At 46.8% G+C, this 16,739-nt stretch carries 12 protein-coding genes; all 12 read right to left on the bottom strand.

Annotated features, from left to right (window positions below):
- The 12 genes from ACP14V_RS14750 to ACP14V_RS14695 are packed head-to-tail and all read right to left on the bottom strand — an operon-like array spanning position 1 to position 16,731.
- Positions 1-339 carry an L-rhamnose mutarotase gene (locus ACP14V_RS14750; RefSeq protein ID WP_272608757.1) on the bottom strand — a complete coding sequence of 113 codons (339 nt, stop codon included), beginning with the start codon at positions 337-339 and terminating at the stop codon, positions 1-3.
- A complete protein-coding gene (gene fucP / locus ACP14V_RS14745) occupies positions 327-1,634 on the bottom strand; it encodes an L-fucose:H+ symporter permease (RefSeq protein WP_129655777.1) in 1,308 nt (435 codons plus the stop codon). Before fucP ends, ACP14V_RS14750 begins: the two co-directional genes overlap by 13 nt.
- A gap of 10 nt (positions 1,635-1,644) precedes the next feature.
- On the bottom strand, positions 1,645-2,424 hold the full coding sequence (locus ACP14V_RS14740; RefSeq protein ID WP_272608756.1) for an SDR family oxidoreductase: 780 nt from the start codon (positions 2,422-2,424) through the stop codon (positions 1,645-1,647).
- A gap of 3 nt (positions 2,425-2,427) precedes the next feature.
- Positions 2,428-4,524 (bottom strand): alpha-L-fucosidase, encoded by a 2,097-nt coding sequence (locus tag ACP14V_RS14735; protein WP_272608755.1) that lies wholly within the window; start codon positions 4,522-4,524, stop codon positions 2,428-2,430.
- Between the two features lie 10 nt (positions 4,525-4,534).
- Entirely contained in the window at positions 4,535-6,688 is a 2,154-nt protein-coding gene (locus ACP14V_RS14730; protein WP_272608754.1) for a glycoside hydrolase family 36 N-terminal domain-containing protein, read from the bottom strand.
- Entirely contained in the window at positions 6,685-8,238 is a 1,554-nt protein-coding gene (locus ACP14V_RS14725) for a sulfatase (protein WP_272608753.1), read from the bottom strand. Before ACP14V_RS14725 ends, ACP14V_RS14730 begins: the two co-directional genes overlap by 4 nt.
- Before the next feature lies 1 nt (position 8,239).
- Positions 8,240-9,634: an alpha-L-fucosidase gene (locus ACP14V_RS14720; protein ID WP_272608752.1), complete on the bottom strand. Its 1,395-nt coding sequence runs from the start codon at positions 9,632-9,634 to the stop codon at positions 8,240-8,242.
- A complete protein-coding gene (locus tag ACP14V_RS14715) occupies positions 9,635-11,983 on the bottom strand; it encodes a glycoside hydrolase family 95 protein (RefSeq protein ID WP_272608751.1) in 2,349 nt (782 codons plus the stop codon).
- Positions 11,984-12,036: 53 nt separating this feature from the next.
- The gene (locus ACP14V_RS14710) at positions 12,037-12,864 is read right to left on the bottom strand and encodes an amidohydrolase family protein (RefSeq protein ID WP_272608750.1); all 828 of its coding nucleotides are present in this window, start codon (positions 12,862-12,864) and stop codon (positions 12,037-12,039) included.
- An 11-nt stretch (positions 12,865-12,875) separates the two neighbouring features.
- Positions 12,876-14,420, bottom strand: coding sequence for a sulfatase-like hydrolase/transferase (locus ACP14V_RS14705; RefSeq protein ID WP_424987569.1), 1,545 nt, complete (start codon positions 14,418-14,420; stop codon positions 12,876-12,878).
- Positions 14,374-15,231 carry a fumarylacetoacetate hydrolase family protein gene (locus tag ACP14V_RS14700; RefSeq protein WP_272608748.1) on the bottom strand — a complete coding sequence of 286 codons (858 nt, stop codon included), beginning with the start codon at positions 15,229-15,231 and terminating at the stop codon, positions 14,374-14,376. The genes ACP14V_RS14705 and ACP14V_RS14700 overlap by 47 nt, the downstream gene beginning before the upstream one ends.
- 24 nt (positions 15,232-15,255) lie before the next feature.
- A complete protein-coding gene (locus tag ACP14V_RS14695) occupies positions 15,256-16,731 on the bottom strand; it encodes an alpha-L-fucosidase (protein ID WP_272608747.1) in 1,476 nt (491 codons plus the stop codon).
- Positions 16,732-16,739 lie beyond the last annotated feature (8 nt).

Raw genomic sequence — 16,739 nt, 5'->3', positions numbered from 1 at the left:
TTATAATTCAAATATTTTTTTGGTCAACAACCATTTCTCCCCGGGCTTGGCCGAAGGCAATGCTTGTTGATAGTTCCACATTAATTTTTCCCATTCCTGTACTTTGGGGTTTGTAGCATCGGCTTGTTGTTTTGCTTCAAACGAAAAGGAAGCATCGACCTCCATGATCATGAAGAGGCGATTTTCGATTCGGTAGATTTCCATGTTTCGGATTCCAGAATCGGTGATGCTCTCCAAGATTTCAGGCCACACTTTTTTATGATGGTCTTCGTAGGCGCGAATGCTTTCTTCATTGTCCACAAGATCCAAGGCGAGGCAAAATCTTCTTAAATCTCCCATATGTGTTCGTTTTTGAAGGTTTTGAAACCAAACCACGCAATGTAAACAAAACAGCAGAGCGGTAGTATAAAAGAGAAGTTGACTTCTGAAACACCCATCATTTTGGTATCGGCCACACCATTTCCGCCAACATCAATGATCATGCCTTGTAGTTTGGGCATCAAGGCACCTCCAACGATGGCCATAACCAATCCGGCAGCACCCAATTTGGATTCCTCCTCGGTCAATCCGTTCAGGGCAATGCCATAAATGGTAGGGAACATGAGCGACATAAAGAACGAAACACCCACTAGGCAGTACAATCCCAAATGTCCCTCGATAAAAATGGTTCCCGCGGCACAGGCTCCGGCCAATACCGCAAACCACATCAACAGCTTTCCTGAACTGATAAAACGGAGCATATAGGTGCCAATGGCCCTTCCCACCAAAAAGACGATGAACGCCACAAATTGATAGTTGGCGGCCACGTCGCTGGCCATGCCTATGGCCTCGGCATATTGGTAGATATAGGTCCAACACATAATCTGTGCGCCCACATACAGTACTTGGGCCAATACGCCCAAGATGTATTTGGGTCTATGGAACAATGCCTTTCCAGTTTCTTGGAGTGAAGGAATGGTACCATCACCTTTGGCTTGGGGCATCTTGCTCACCAAAATCAATACAAAAACCGCCAAGATTACCAATCCAAGGATAACATAGGGGTCTCTAATGACCATAAGGTCCGATGTGCGGATTAATGCTTTTTTGGCTTCATCCAAGGACGAATAATCCGCGATGTCATCGGATTGTAATTTTTTAAGGACAAATTGCTGGGCAATGAGCAGACCCAAAATCAACCCTACTGGATTAAAGACTTGGGCAAGATTTAAGCGCTGGGTGGCCGTTTCCTTATCGCCCATGGCCAAAATGTACGGATTGGCCGTGGTTTCCAAAAATGCCAGTCCAAAGGTAAGGACGTACAGCCCCAGACAGAAAAACCAAAACTTTTCGGTGATGGCGGCAGGGTAGAACATCAAGGCTCCGGCGGCATAAAGGGCCAAGCCTATCAGTACCCCAACTTTATAGGAATACTTTCGGACGAACAATGCGGCGGGCAAAGCCATGCAAAAATATCCCCCATAAAAAGCCATCTGTACCCATGCAGCTTGGGAGTTGGACAACTCCAACACTTTCTTAAAGGCCTGGACCATGGGGTCGGTCACCGCATTGGCAAAACCCCAGAGCGCAAATAGCGAAGTGATCAGGATAAAGGGTAAGAGAACTTTTTTGGATACAATTTTTGGTTTGGTCATGGTTGATATTTTAAAGCGAACGGTCCAAATGGGTATAGCCACCATCTACATAGATCAGTTGGCCGGTGGTGTGACTGGATTTTTCCGAAAGGAGAAAAGCTACAGTATTCGCAATTTCTTCCGGAGTGGTCATTCTTTTTTCCAAGGGGATGTTGTCCGTGATTTCTTTGAGTTTTTCTTCAGGATTATCGAACGAATTTATCCATCTTTTATATAATGGGGTATAAGATTCGGCAACAATTACGGCGTTCACCCGAATGGAATAGGGGAGCAGCTCCACGGCCCATTCCCGGGTAAGCGAATTTCTGGCCCCGTTTGCGGCAGCATAACCGGAAGTATTCCCTTGGCCCGTCACCGAAGTTTTGGAACCTATGTTTACAATGCTGCCCTTGTTCTTCTTCAATTGGGGCAAGGCATGGTGGGCCATCACATAATAATGGCCAACATTGCGCTCCAAGGAACGTTTGAAATCGTCATAATTGCCATTTTCAAGCCCCACGCCGTCATTGACCCCGGCATTGTTTACCAGTCCATCGATTCTACCGAATTCCTGAATAGTTTTTTCAATGGCATTTTTGCATTGTTGGGGGTCGGTGAGTTCCGCGATGGCATAAAAGGCTTTGCCACCGGTTTTGGTGATTTCTTCCACAGCAGACAGTACATCACTTTCCTTCCGTCCAATAATTACCGGGATGGCCCCTTCTTGGGCGAGCACTTGGCAAATACCATTGCCAATGCCCTTGTCACCTCCAGTGACCATAATCACCTTGTCCTTCAATCCTAAATCCATGTATTATTGATTTGTGGTAAATACCCCTATTTCCGCAAAGGAAGTCCGGGCATCCCCATTGTGCTTTTCCAAAGCACGTAATTTAATGTATCTGCCAGAAACCGGCTCGAATTTAACTTTTTGTTCAATGCGATTGTTGAACACATTGCCAAATTCTCCCTTTGATGCCGATTTCCATGTGCGGTTATCCTGACTGACCAAAAATTCGTATTTGGTGATCATTCCAAATGGATACCGTTCTTGGATGGGCCAGTAGCTAAATCCGGTAAGGGTATGGGATGCTCCCAAATCGATGGTGATTTCGTTGATATCGGATGAGTCTTTATCGGTGGCCCAAAACGTATAGGGGTCTTCATCCATTAGTTTAACTACATCCGCATTGTTTTCTAAGGCACCAACGACTTTCCAATCTTTTTTGGCCAAGTCAAAATATTGACTAACCGCTTGGGTCTGTTGTCCATTGTTTGGATTCACGGCAATGGCCTTTATGGTGGCGGGTGTCAAAACAGGAAAAGGACCATCATATTTTTGTGAAGCTGTGGTTGGATCATCACCATTGGTGGTCACATAGAGATCTACTTCGTCATCGGGTACTTCAATGGAGACCATTCCCTCTCTGTTTCTGTTGATTTTTGGGTCCACCAAAAATGGAGGGGCATTGTAAAGTTCCAAAGTGGAGAGGGTGATGGGGCCTTTGGCATCCAAGATATCCACTTTTACTTGGGAAGCGGTAACCGTTTCAAACCTAAGGATACGTTTGTAGCCCACAGTGGTCTGCTCGTCCAAAACCTGCCATGTACCATCGACTTCGGCACTGACCGTGAATTTTTTGATGCGTTGCCCTAAAGGAACATACTCTTGGAGGAGTATGCGATTGACTTTGGTGGGTTCATCAAAACTTACAGTTATAGAAGCTTGGGTGGTTCCATCATCGGTGGACCAATAGGTGTCAAAGTTTCCATCTATGGCCTTTTCGGCATTGAAGGAAGAGCTGTTACCACGGACATTGGAGGCTTCGGCGGTGTTTCCCTGGGCCAATTCTTGCGCAAAATCCTTATCAATTTGGGCCTTGAGCGCTATCAATTGTTGCACATCGGTTTCATGCACCAAACCTCTGTCGTCGACAGGTAGGTTCAACAAAAAGTTCCCGTTCCTACCGATGGATTCGTAATACGTTCGCACCAAACGGGGCAAGGTTTTTACCTGATGGTCCTCACCGGGATGGTAATACCAGCCTGGACGTATGGAGGTGTTCACTTCGGCGGGCAGCCAATGCGTTCCATCTTCATGGCCGGAACGCAGTTCCACATACCTTGGCCATCCGGGATGGATCTCATCCCTGCGCATCACGCTCCAGTTGGTCTCATTGGCCCAACCTTCCTCGTTGCCCACCCAACGTATATCCGGTCCACCATCACTGAAAATGACTGCATTGGGCTGTAATTCCCTGATCATTTCGGTGGTCTTTTCCCATTCGTAATAAGTTTTGTTGTCTATTTTTCGGGTTTCGTTGGCACCGCCATAATATCCGGAACCTCCGTTGGCACCATCAAACCAAACTTCGAAGAGTTCCCCATAATTGGTCAACAGTTCCCGTAATTGTTCGTGGAAAATTTCCACATATTCTGGTTTTCCATAATATTCGTTATTACGGTCCCAAGGAGAGAGGTATAATCCCAACTTAAGGCCATACTCCTTGCAGGCATCGGCCAATTCTTGGACCACATCGCCTTTTCCATCCTTCCAAGGCGAATTTTTAACGGAATGTTCCGTGGTCTTGGTGGGCCACAAGCAGAAACCATCATGGTGCTTGGCGGTCAAAATGATGCCCTTCATTCCGGCCTCCTTGGCAACCTTGGCCCATTGGCGGGTATCCAATTGAGTAGGGTTGAAGAGATCTACAGATTCCCCTCCCGTACCCCATTCCATATTGGTAAAGGTGTTCATGTTGAAATGGATAAAGGCATAGTATTGCAGCTCATGCCAGTCCATTTGGCGTTGCGAAGGGGTGGGACCAACAGGTTTTGGTGGTTCCACGGTCTGGCAAGCCATCAGTAAAAGAATCAGGGATAGGGTTAGAATGTGGGCTTTTCGAATCATTTTCAAGGTTTTATTTTATGAGATACCAGGTGTAGCCGTTTGGGGCAATTTCCACTTGGAGTGGAATGGTATAATCTCTATTGACAGTATATTCTTTTGTATTTGTTCCTTCATGGGATATCTGGGCGATAGCATGGATATCCGTATAGTACATTGGAATTTCCAAGGTTTCCTTTATAGTTTTATCCGTGGGGTTGAATAGCATCACCAGACCTTTATTTTCTATATCTGGATTGGCATGCATAAACCCGTCCCAAGACCTTCCATCGGGTCTTTTCAGGTGGATGATGTCTGAGTTTAGGATATCCCTGTACTGTTTATAATGCTCAATCTGTGATATCACTAAATCTTTGGTTTCCTTGGCATCGTACAAGCGTGGTCCGCGGTAACAGGCCTGTACCCCGGAACCATAGTTTTGGGCCATATGGGCCTCGTAGGAATCCAGATGGTCTTTTAGCGGCTCCAAAGTGGCTGCTTTTCCCCCGCCGTGATATTCTGTAAGCGGAACAAAGGTCCAAGCCATGGATGGTGTTTTTTCCCAAGTGCCATCATAGATGTTTTGTCGCCCCAGTACAATCTGTTGCTCCCGGGGAAGCGACCAGTTGACCTCCCTATACCCAATGCCGCATTTGTTGGAGCCTTCCAAAAAGTAAAAGTCAGGAGCGTTAAGGTAGATTCCGTTTTCCCGCAACCAATGGTAAAAATCCACGGACATGTTCCATTGCACCCATTGCGAATCCTCATACCCTTTGTGGTATTTGTGTGAGGTCGATGCACAGTGGTCGCCGGGGTAGGGCCCGTCGTGCTCCAATAGGTCAAAACCTGTATTTTTCAAGAAAAACTTGAGTTTCTCCAAATAGTCCTTCCCCCATTCGCTGGCCAAGCAAGGGGCATTTCCAAACTTGGTGCCGCCCGGTTTTCCGGTTTCCTTATTGATGACATCCACAGATTCGTTGATGCTTCGACTTGAAAACAGCGAGTAGCCTCCCAAAGCGATGCCTTTACTGTGGGCATAATCGGCCAACTTCTTATATTTTTTGATGTTTTCTGGGGAATTGTCCTCCATGTTCAATCCACTTCCAAAGCTAAGGATGACCATTTCATACCCCGTGTCCACACATTGGTCTATGGCGGCTTTCACCTCTTTTTCGTCCGTGGTGGTCAAATGCATGAAAATGGGGTTTTCCGTGACCCATGGGGCCAGTTTTCGATACATTTTTCGGAGGCTGAGTGCAGTCTGTTCGCGATTGCCTCGTTCCTCCAGTAATAATTCGTAAGTCCTGAAACTCTCAAAAGTGCTTTCAGGTTTTAGATCAAGGTTGGGACCTACAGGGAGTTGACTCACCAATAGGCAAGGGGTCTCCATCTTCCAGTTGACTTGGGAGGTGTATTCCGGGTCTTGTTCCCAAAATGTGGTTACGGTAGACTCACCAGCTGTAAATCCGCCAAAAGCGTAATTGCTCTCCACATGCAAGTTGGGTTTTCGCCATGTGTTGGGAGTCTCTACTGGATTTTCCACTTCTGGAAAGGCCAACAGTTCGCTTTTAAATCGGTTTAGGGTGATGGTGTTCTTTCCATGATTTTCCACAGAAATCCATTTTGAGATCAACGGCATCCCATCAAAAACTTCGTAGTGGACCAAAACCTCGATTCCTTCCAATTCTTTGGATTCGTGGTTGAACTTTAAGGTGAGGCGCTTTCCTGTGGCAAAGGAACTTTTCGCAGTGTTGTACCGTAGCTCGGAGTTCCAAGCAATGCGTGGTTCTATATCTTCAATGACATGGCTGGTGTATTGAAAATCGGAATTCTGGGACTCAAGGTCATTTAACCATGATTCCTTGAAATAGCCGTGCTCTTTCAACCCGTATAATCCACCAACGTGATAAATACTGTCGTTCAGTGTGACCTCCGCTTCCGGTTTGATGCTACGGAGCATGGTTTCCTGCGTGATGAGGTTTTTAAACTCTACCGTGGCCGCATTGGGTAGCAACTGTATTTTCCGAAGTACCAATCCATTGGTCAACGAGATGGTATGTTCCGATTCCGTTATTTCTGCTTTATAGGTGTCTGATTGCAAAAGCCAATCCGTTTGGACTTGGGCAAAGGAGACCATACTACAAAGTAGTATGAGGAAAAGGGCACTATTTCTTTGGTTCAACTTCATTCCGGTTGTGTTGCATTGGGCCAGGGAATTTGCTCCCCAGTTGCTTTGTCAAAAGGCATTTGGGCGTCAACGGCTATCAAATGTTCCGTGAGGATGGCGGCCAATTGCTTTACCTTTTCAGGATGTTCCCCCACCTTATTTTGGGTTTCCCCAATATCTTCTTTGATGTTATAGAGTTCCATTTGTTGGTTTTTGTGGAAATAAATCAATTTCCAATCTCCCAATCGGATGGCGCTGAACGCATCGATTCCGGGTCCTTCGGGTCCCCATTCATTGGGGTAGTGCCAGAAGAAAGGTCGGTTATCGGCAGAGATGTCGTCACCTTGCAATAGGGAGGTGAAACTTTGTCCATCCACCACCTGTACCACTTCTGGACTTTCAACACCGGCCATTTCCAAAATGGTGGGGAAGAAATCCTCTATGATGACGGGAGTATTGGTCACAGAACCGGGAGTGGTCCTTCCTGGCCACTTCACCAACATGGGTTCCCTGATTCCCCCTTCGTAGATAGATCCTTTTCCACTGGCCAGAGGTTTGTTGTGGGTATGGGGTTCCCCACCACGGGCCACGGCGCTCAATCCTCCATTGTCCGACATGAAGAGAATAATGGTATTCTCTGCAAGCTGTTTTTCTTCCAGATAATCCATGATGTCCCCCAAGCTTTTGTCCATTCCTTCCACCATGGAAGCATATTTGGCTTCGGTGCTGTCCAAGCCCTTGTCCAAATACCCTTGAACGAACCTTGGGTCACCCATAATGGGTGTGTGTACCGCGTAATGCGCCATATACAGGAAAAAAGGCTTTTGGTCCGGTTTGGAATTCAATTTTTGTAAGGCTTCTTGGGTCAATGCTTCGGTGAGGAAAATGTCCTTGCCATGGTATTTCTCCAATCCGGGTACGGCCCAAATTTCCTTGCCTTTTTTTCCGTTGCCAAAGTTTTGCATGCCGTAATAACTTTCCGGGGCACCAGCGGCATGTCCGGCAATATTCACATCAAAACCCAGATTCAATGGATTCTCCCCCGGGGTTCCAATAGCCCCAAAATGTGCTTTCCCTGTATGGACGGTGAAGTAGCCAGCGTCCTTTAAAATTTGTGGAAATGGGGTGGCATATACCGCTAGTGAGTCGGTATTGTCTTGTGGGTTGATGCCGTTCGTGTTCCACTTTGGAAAGCCCAAGGTTGGATGGTTGTTCTCCATGGGCTGGATGGCATTTTTGTGCAAAGTCCAGTTAGTGACCCGGTGCCGGGCGGCATTCATACCGGTGATAAGGCTTATCCGTGTAGGGGAACAGACGGGAGTGGCATAGGCTTGGGTAAATTTCATGCCCTCGGCGGCCAAACGCTCCATGTTGGGGGTTCGGTACCGATCATTGAACGGGGTTCTCTTGTTCCAAAAGGGGACAGAGGTGTCTTGCCATCCCATGTCATCCACCAAAAAGAGAACAATATTGGGTTGTGATACTTCTTGCTTTTTTTCTTGCTCCTTGCAGCCCAAAAGCAGTGCTCCAAAGAGTAGGACAAAGCCAAAATGTTGTAGTGCAGTTTTCATCTTAGTTGCTTTCAATTACAGAACCGTCTTCGCGGTACAAGTCTATTTTACCATCCAAGAGTACGGCCAGAACGGTCATGTTTTCATCCAAAACATAATCGGGGACTTGAATGTATTTGATGCCCGGATAATGGCTCCAATAGATTTTTCCCACCACTTTGTGGGAGAGCTTGGTGCCATCGCCAACCACCCATATGCGGTTGATTTTGTTCTTTATTCCCCGGAGTACAATTTCCCCGTTCGGATTTCCTTTTACGAACAGATATAGAATGCTTTTATCCTTTGAAAGCGTAGTGGGGCCATAAAAGTGTTCTTTTGGGATACCCGCGCTTGTATCAAAAATGGCCTCTTTGTGCTTCTGGGTCCAACGTCCCAAACCAGTCAATAGTTCTTCCTGTTCCTTGGGAATGGAACCGTCCCCTTTTGGGCCAATGTCCAACAACAGGTTTCCACCCGATGAAATGACATCGGTAAAAATGCCGATCAATTGGTCAAGACTTTTATAGTCATGATCATTTTTTTGATACCCCCACGAGTTGTTCATGGTCATGCAGAGCTCCCAATAGTTCTCTTTGGGGCGGGTAACGGGCATACCCTGTTCGGGAGTGGCATAATCCCCATGTCCCTGTAATCTGGAATTGATGATGGTGCCGGGATTTCGGTCGAGTAGCATTTGCCGTACCTTGGGGGCTTCCCACTCCGCGGAACTGTGCTCCCAATCCCCGTCAAACCACCATAGATCCGGATTGTAGGTTTTTGAAAGTTCCTTGAGCTGTCCTTGGTAATAGTTTAAAAAAGTGTTCCATCGCTTGGGGTCATCCGCGGGTTTATACCGCATGGAGTCCCTAGTGTGGTGGGTATAGTCTTGATAGGACCAGTCCGGAAGTGAATAATAGATGCCCACTTTTAATCCTTCTTTTCTCAGGGCATTTACAAAAGGGGAAAGCACATCCCTTTTGGCGGCTGAAGCCTTTTTGGCGTTAAAATCACCAAACTTGCTGTCCCAAAGGGCAAACCCATCGTGGTGTTTTGAGGTGATGACCGAGTAACGCGCCCCACTCTTTTTGATGAGGTCGGCCCAAGCTACTGGGTCATAGTTTTTGGCGGTGAATCCGTTGGTCTGTTTCAGGTAATCGTTGTGTGAAATATACCCGTTAAAAAAAGACCAAGACTCATCAATGCCGTTTACGGCATATAGGCCCCAATGGATAAAAATACCCAGTTTGGCATCTTGGAACCACTGCATCTTCTCTTCTTCCGGTTGTGTATTGTTCTGTGCATGTCCGGGAAGTGATGTCAAAAATAGCAAGGTTAGAAGGCCTAATTGGGTCAACTTGTTAAGGGTTATCTGGATAATGTTCTTTTGCAATGGTGATGTCATTTTATATGGGGTCATTTAATCGTTTGTCTTTGTAAGGTTTGTATTTAGCTTGATTTCTTCGTTGGCCTTCATTGGTAGGTCAACCACGGACGAGCCATATTTTATGGTAATATTCGTGTCGGATGGGGAACGAAAAGCAACTTCCTCCAAGATACCATTCTTCCAGCTCATGTCCACCTCAATATTTCCCCTGGCCTTTAGACCTGTTATTTTTCCGCCCTTCCAGTTGGGAGGTAGGGCGGGCAACAATCGAATAAAACCTTCGTGCGATTGGATCAGCAGTTCCGCTACCCCGGCGGTATATCCAAAATTCCCGTCAATCTGGAAAGGGGGGTGCATATCGAACATATTGTTTGCCAAAGAGACCTCAAAGAATTTTTGGATGTTTTCCCCAGCCGAGGCACCATCCAACAAGCGGGCATTCAAATTGATCATCCAGACGCGACTCCAGCCGGTTCCTGCACCACCATGTTCCAATCGGTAATCGATGGTTTTTTGCGCAGCGGCAAAAGCTTCGGGATTGTTTTCTGTAATGTCGTCCCCAGGGTGAAGAGCATAGAGGTGGGACATGTGCCGATGTCCTTTTTCAGGTTCATCATAGGGTTCGTTCCATTCCAAGATGCGTCCATCCTTTCCAACGATCACACCGGGATGTAGTGCAGCTCTCTTGGTTTTCACCTCTTCCACAAGCCCATCTTGGATATTCAAAATCTGGGCCGTTTCCAAGAAATTATCGAACACTTCCCCAATAATTTGATGCCCCATGGCACTCCCCATGGAAACCGCGGCCGATTTGCCGTTTGGGTTGTAATAGGAATTTTCCGGGGAAGTTTCCGGAGTGGAAATCCATTTTTTGCTTTTGGGGTCCCATGTCAACCAATCCAGATAAAAGGAAGCAATGTCCTTAAGGACAGGATAGGCCCTATCACGTAAAAAATCCTTGTCTTGGGTGAATTGATAATGTTCCCAATAATGTTGGGCACACCATCCGCCCCCATGGATCCACGATCCCCAATAGGCTCTTTCGGCCCGCATAAATGGGGTTGCCCAAAGGTCTGTGGTATGGTGGGCCATAGTGCCCCGGTCAATGCCGTATTGTTCCTTGGCGGTTTTTCTTCCTCGTTCCAATACTCTATCGATAAGATTGAAAAAAGGTTGATGGAGTTCGCTCAGATTGGTGACCTCCGCGGGCCAATAATTCATTTGCAGGTTGATGTTGAGGTGGTAATCGGCATTCCAAGGTGCTTCAAGATGTTCGTTCCAAATTCCCTGCAGATTGGCCGGATTGGTGTTGGGTCGCGAAGAGGAAATCAACAAGTACCTTCCATATTGAAAGAGCAGGGATTGCAACCCCAAATCTGTACTTCCATCCTTACAGCGCTTTAAGCGCTCATCGGTAGGAATGTGGTTTAAATTATCTTCTCCCAACTCAAAACTCACCCTGTCGTAAAGTTTTTGGTAATCCGAAACATGTTGTTCCAAAAGCGATGTAAACGACTTCTGCGTGATTTTGGAAAGGGTCTCGTCATTTTTTTCAGCAAAATGGTCACCGTGATAGAAAGAGGTATTGCCCACAATAAAAATCAGGGCTTTTTGGGCTCCTTTTATAGAAACCTTGCCATCTTTGGCGGTGATTTTTCCATCAGGGGTCACCACCTGAAGTCGTACCTCAAAACGTACTCCGTGATCAATGGGCAAGGGTTTGGAGAACCGCTTTCCGCCATATTGGGTCACTTGACCCGACATACTGATTTGATTTTGGGAAGGGTTGGAAACATGCACTGTGGCTTTGCCATGATCCTCAGGTCTGCTGAGGGAAAGTTCCAGGTTCAACCCTTTCGGGGAGGTGGTGGTGAGCTCCATCACCATGGCATCGTCGGGTTGGGAGGCAAACACCTTTTGGGTGTAATGGTTGCCATTAAGGGTGTAAGAGGTAGAGGCCAATGCTTGGTTGAGGTCCAATTCCCTCCGGTAATTGGTGATTTCCCCTTTTTCTTTAAAATCAATGAAAAGGTCGCCCATGGTTTGGTGGGAGCGTAGGACGGTCTTGTTGGAGAATTTCTCAACGATCAAACTATCTACTTCCGCAGTTTTACCTTCTTGCAACAATTGCCGCAACATTTCGAGGTCTTCGGGAGTTCCTTGCGCGTCTTCCCAATCGGGTCCTCCGGCCCACATGGAATCCTCGTTCAGTTGAAGGCGCTCCTTGAGAGGGTCTCCAAAAACCATGGCCCCCAAACGGCCGTTACCAATGGGAAGGGCCTGCATCCATTCTTCAGCGGGATTGGAATACCATAAAATATCTTTGGAATCCTGAGCATTCAAGCCGGATAGGACACCAGTCAAAATGAAAAGCAGCCCCATTGTCAATTTTAATGGGATGGGGTTCTTCGGAACAAAAGAAGAGCATTTGGTCATCATAGCTTATAAAACTTTTCAGCGGTTAATCCCATGACCTGCTTTCGAGACTCTCTCGGATATTTGGTCAGATATTGGGTCAAAATACAATTTACCTGCTTGTATTCGGCCGAAAGCAGACAAACGGGCCAATCCGAACCAAACATGATTCGCTCAGCGCCAAAGGACTGGAACACCACATCTAAATAGGGGATGAAATCACTTTTGGACCATTTGCCCCATTTGGCCTCGGTGACCATGCCGGAAGCCTTGCAATATACATGGTCTTGTTGGCCAAGTTGGTTCATGTAGTGTTCCCAACAGGGTTCTATTTTGCCATTGATCTTGGGTTTGGCAATATGGTCCACTACAAAAGGTTGGTTGGGAAACAATTTTACGAGTTCCAAGGCAGAGGATAAATGTTTTGGGAATATAAGGATGTCGTACGTAAGCCCATATTTTTCCAAAAGGGAAATGCCTCTCAAGAATTCTGGACGAAGCATAAAATACTCATCCGGTTCATCTTGAACAACATGTCGCAAGCCTTTCAACAAAGGGTTTTTTGAATATTCCTGTAGTTTTTCCTCGATATCTTCGGAACAGAGATCCAACCAGCCTACCACTCCCTTGATGAAGGGGTGCTCCTCGGCGCATTTCAACAGGAAATCGGTTTCCGCTTCGGATTGATCGGCCTGTACGGCAACACAACCGTCCAATTCATGGTTTTGGAGCAAGGGTTCCAAATCCTCGGGCAAAAAGTCCTTTTTAAGGACTCCCATGGTGGAATCTATCCAAGCATGACTGCTAGGGTTATATCTCCAAAAATGTTGATGGCTGTCAATTTTCATCCGCTCCGATCTTATAGTGTTTTCATTTCCTTGGTTTGTGGATATGTGTCTGAATCAAGTTGCAAGGTGTCGCCCATTTTTTGTTGGAGTTTTACCAAGTCGGTAAATAATGCCTTCACCTTTTCCTGTTGGTCTGGATGTTCCGATACATCCATCAACTCATTGGGGTCGTTTGTCAGGTCATACAAGCGCAGCTTTGCGGCCCGTGGGTAAACAATGAGTTTCCAACCATCTTTGCGGATCATACGTTGAGACCCTTTTTCATAACATCCATATACCTCTGCCAGCCCTTCGGTGTCCTGATTGATTTGGGGTAACAAACTGCTGAACTCAACATAATCGGGTTTTTCAACTCCCGCCAATTGCAAGGTTGTGGCCATAATGTCCTGCAGATATACGTCGTTTTCCACCTTTTTCCCTTTGGGAATGTCTGGGCCCAATACCATCAAGGGTACCCGTACACTGTGGTCGTACATATTCTGTTTTCCCAATAGGCCGTGTTCACCCACAGAAAGCCCGTGGTCGGCCGTGAAAAAGATGTAGGTGTTTTTGTCGAGCCCTTTTTCTTTCAGTTTGGAAAGGATCATGGCAATTTGGTCATCCAGATGGGTGGTGATGGCGTAGTATTCCTGACGGTTCTTTTTAATGGCATACTCGGTACGTGGAAAAGGGGCCAGTTTTTCATCCCGTAGGTTTGGACCTGCTCCCATGGCTTCTGCATAGGGGTATTTGGGTAAAAACGACTCGGGAAGGGCAATATCCTCAACATCATAACTTTCCACGTATTCCCGGGGCGATTGTCGCGGGTCATGCGGAGCATTAAAGGCGATGTACATGAAAAAAGGTTCATCAGCATTGGCCGCCGTGTCAATAAAACCAAGGGCATCGTCCCGAACCAGTTCGGACCAATGCTTTCCGCCTTGCCAGTATCCTCCTCTATCCGTATCCCATGGTTGCCAAAGGGTGTCGTTTACACTTAGCGGTCTATTGTAACCTTCCGGGGTATCAAAGGGCATGCCCCGGAGCGAACGTGCCACGTGGTCGAAAATACTATCGGCAGGGGCAGAGATATGCCACTTGCCCGTCATATAGGTTTCATAGCCCACCGTTTTCAGCAACTGGGGCCAAGTCTTGTCGAAATCCTTGTTTTGGGAAAAGGATTTGGAAACCTCTTGGGCGCGCCAAACCGACCGTCCACTGATGATCATTGCCCTTGAGGCCACACAGATGGCACCGTTCCAACCGCCCATGTTATAGGCATGGGTAAAGGTGGTGCCTTCCGCCACCAATTGGTCCATGGCCGGGGTGCGGACCTCCGAATTGCCAAGGGCATGAAGGTCGCGATAACTTTGATCGTCCGTAAACAGAAAAATGATGTTGGGCTTTTGCACAGAAATATCCACTTGGTCTTTGGGAGTGTCTTTACATCCCAAAAAGACTAAAGTGCTGATTAAAAGTGTGTATGTTGGTTTGGGCCACTTCATTTTTTCATGTTTACTGTTGAAATAATTATTGTCCGTAAGCTTTCGCCGTTTGCGTTGAACTTCCCAGTCCATCAATGCCCAATTCCACTACGTCACCCGGTTTCAAGTAAGTAGGGGGCTTTAAGCCCAGTCCCACTCCAAAAGGAGTTCCTGTGGAGATGACATCACCGGGCAGCAGGGTCATAAATTGACTGATGTAACTGATCTGTGTTGGAATGTCAAAGATGAAATCCGAAGTGCTGCTGTCCTGCATCATCTTCCCATTCAACTTGAGCCACAGGCGAAGTGCATGAGGGTCTTTGATTTCATTGGGAGTGGCAATAAAGGGACCAAGAGGAGCAAAGGTGTCACAGCTTTTTCCTTTTACCCACTGACCTTCACGTTCCAACTGAAATGCGCGTTCGCTGTAATCGTTGTGCAATACATAACCCGCTACGTGGTCCAGGGCCTGTTCTTTGGAAACATAGGATGCTTTTTTGCCGATGACAATGGCAAGTTCCACTTCCCAATCGGTCTTTTCACTGTTCTTGGGGATGACCAAATCATCGTTGGGTCCCACAATGGCCGAGGTGGCCTTGAAGAACAATACAGGTTCCTTGGGTACGGCCATGCCACCTTCGGCAGCATGTTTGGCATAATTGAGTCCTACACAAACCATTTTGGACGGTCTGCACAATGGAGCACCCAAACGGGTTTCCTTGGAAACCTCTGGGCAATTGGAACCATTTTTTTCCAGCCAATCTGCTAATCTGGACAGCCCATCACCCCCAAAAAACTTCTCATTATAGTCTTGGCCAAAGGCTGAAACATCCAACCATTTGCCATCTTCGGTCTGTACACCGGGTTTCTCTTTTCCTTCTTCACCAAATCGTATCAGTTTCATAGATAAGTGTTCTTTATTTGTGTTTTATTTTAACTTGATTGTAAAGGCAACGGTTCCCTTTAGGCTGGTTTTGGCCGAAGATGGAATGGTAAAGACGGTATTGTCCCCATTTTTCTGCCATTTCACCCTGCCATTGGCCCCCAAAATCGTTGCTTTTCGAATTTTTTCCATTGGAAGGTCTTTAAACACTACGGTGTCCGGGAGCACTTCCTCATTTTCGTCCATTAGATAGATGAGGTACAGACTTCCATCCGGTTTGGAGGTGAGGCATACCTTCTCAAACTTGTATGGAGCAATGGCCTCAGTACCATAGATGGCCTCATTGTTGATATCCATCCAATCCCCAATACCTTGAAGCAGGTCATAGGCGCCTTGGTCCCATTCGCCTTCTGGACTTGGGGCAATGTTCAACAACAGGTTACCTCCCTTGGCGACAATATCCACCAAGGTGTGAACCGCTTTGTTTGTGGTCATGTATTTCGCGTTGAAGGCATAAGACCATCCGCCCCCCGCAATGATGCAGGATTCCCATGGATAAGGCAATGCTTTTTCGGGAACCCGGTTCTCGGGAGTGAGGTAGTTTTGGTTTTTTCCATGAACGGCCCTGTCCACCACAATGAGACCAGGTTGTTTTTCCCGGGCTTTCTCCACCAGTTCGTCCATTCGGATATCCTGGTTTACGATACGGTGCTTCAGATAGCCATTGTCATTGTTCACCAATTGTTGGTCATACCAGCTGTTGATTTGGGATTTTGGGGTCTTGGCCACCCATCCGCCGTCGAGCCATAAAATGTCCACTTTCCCATAATCCGTGAGCAATTCCAAAATTTGGTTGTGGGTGAAATCAATAAATTGATTCCATTTTTCAGGATTGGCTTCGGGTTCATAGTTTACGTTTCGATCCCTTGGCGGATAATAGGGGTCCCAATAGCTGGGATGGTGCCAATCCGGTTTAGAGAAATAGGCCCCTGCCCAGAGTCCTTCACCACGGAACGCATTAAAAATTTCCTTGGTGATATTCGCTTTGGGGTGGGTACTGAATGGGGTTTTGGAATCGGTGACTTTATAATCCGTATATTTTGAATCGAACATGCTGAAACCATCGTGGTGCTTCGTGGTGAACACCACATATTTCATCCCGGCGTTCTTGGCAGCATTGGCCCACTTTTCCGGGTTGAACTTTACAGGATTGAAGGTGGTCTGAAGGCCTTCGTATTCTTTCTTGTAGGCAAAGTAATTATCTGGATTGTCACCTTTTTTTCGTTCACACCAGCCGTATTCTTCCGGGCAGATAGACCAAGATTCTACAATGCCCCACTGGCTGTAGGGTCCCCAGTGCATCAGCAATCCGAATTTCAAATCTTGCCATTCGTCCAGTTTTTTTAGGACCAAGGGGTCGGTCTCGGGTACGTAACGCTCATCTTCATAAACGGCTTGGGCGAAAAGTTCTCCGATAATCATCAAGAGACAAAGGGTAGCTAAAGTTTTTAGTTGGGTCATGCTGTTGT

This window comes from Flagellimonas alvinocaridis (genome assembly GCF_965248585.1).
GTDB classification, from domain to species: Bacteria; Bacteroidota; Bacteroidia; order Flavobacteriales; family Flavobacteriaceae; genus Flagellimonas; species Flagellimonas alvinocaridis.
The sequence above is the reverse complement of the archived record's forward strand: the minus strand, read 5'-3'. Positions and strand labels throughout refer to the sequence as shown.

What these genes read in the sequence shown, in the direction of transcription:
- ACP14V_RS14740 (WP_272608756.1), bottom strand. Translation starts at nt 2,424, where the DNA reads ATGGATTTAGGATTGAAGGACAAGGTGATTATGGTCACTGGAGGTGAC.
- ACP14V_RS14730 (WP_272608754.1), bottom strand. Translation starts at nt 6,688, where the DNA reads ATGAAGTTGAACCAAAGAAATAGTGCCCTTTTCCTCATACTACTTTGT.
- ACP14V_RS14715 (WP_272608751.1), bottom strand. Translation starts at nt 11,983, where the DNA reads ATGGGGCTGCTTTTCATTTTGACTGGTGTCCTATCCGGCTTGAATGCT.
- ACP14V_RS14700 (WP_272608748.1), bottom strand. Translation starts at nt 15,231, where the DNA reads ATGAAACTGATACGATTTGGTGAAGAAGGAAAAGAGAAACCCGGTGTA.
- ACP14V_RS14750 (WP_272608757.1), bottom strand. Translation starts at nt 339, where the DNA reads ATGGGAGATTTAAGAAGATTTTGCCTCGCCTTGGATCTTGTGGACAAT.
- ACP14V_RS14705 (WP_424987569.1), bottom strand. Translation starts at nt 14,420, where the DNA reads ATGGACTGGGAAGTTCAACGCAAACGGCGAAAGCTTACGGACAATAAT.
- ACP14V_RS14695 (WP_272608747.1), bottom strand. Translation starts at nt 16,731, where the DNA reads ATGACCCAACTAAAAACTTTAGCTACCCTTTGTCTCTTGATGATTATC.
- ACP14V_RS14725 (WP_272608753.1), bottom strand. Translation starts at nt 8,238, where the DNA reads ATGAAAACTGCACTACAACATTTTGGCTTTGTCCTACTCTTTGGAGCA.
- ACP14V_RS14710 (WP_272608750.1), bottom strand. Translation starts at nt 12,864, where the DNA reads ATGAAAATTGACAGCCATCAACATTTTTGGAGATATAACCCTAGCAGT.
- fucP (WP_129655777.1), bottom strand. Translation starts at nt 1,634, where the DNA reads ATGACCAAACCAAAAATTGTATCCAAAAAAGTTCTCTTACCCTTTATC.
- ACP14V_RS14720 (WP_272608752.1), bottom strand. Translation starts at nt 9,634, where the DNA reads ATGACCCCATATAAAATGACATCACCATTGCAAAAGAACATTATCCAG.
- ACP14V_RS14735 (WP_272608755.1), bottom strand. Translation starts at nt 4,524, where the DNA reads ATGATTCGAAAAGCCCACATTCTAACCCTATCCCTGATTCTTTTACTG.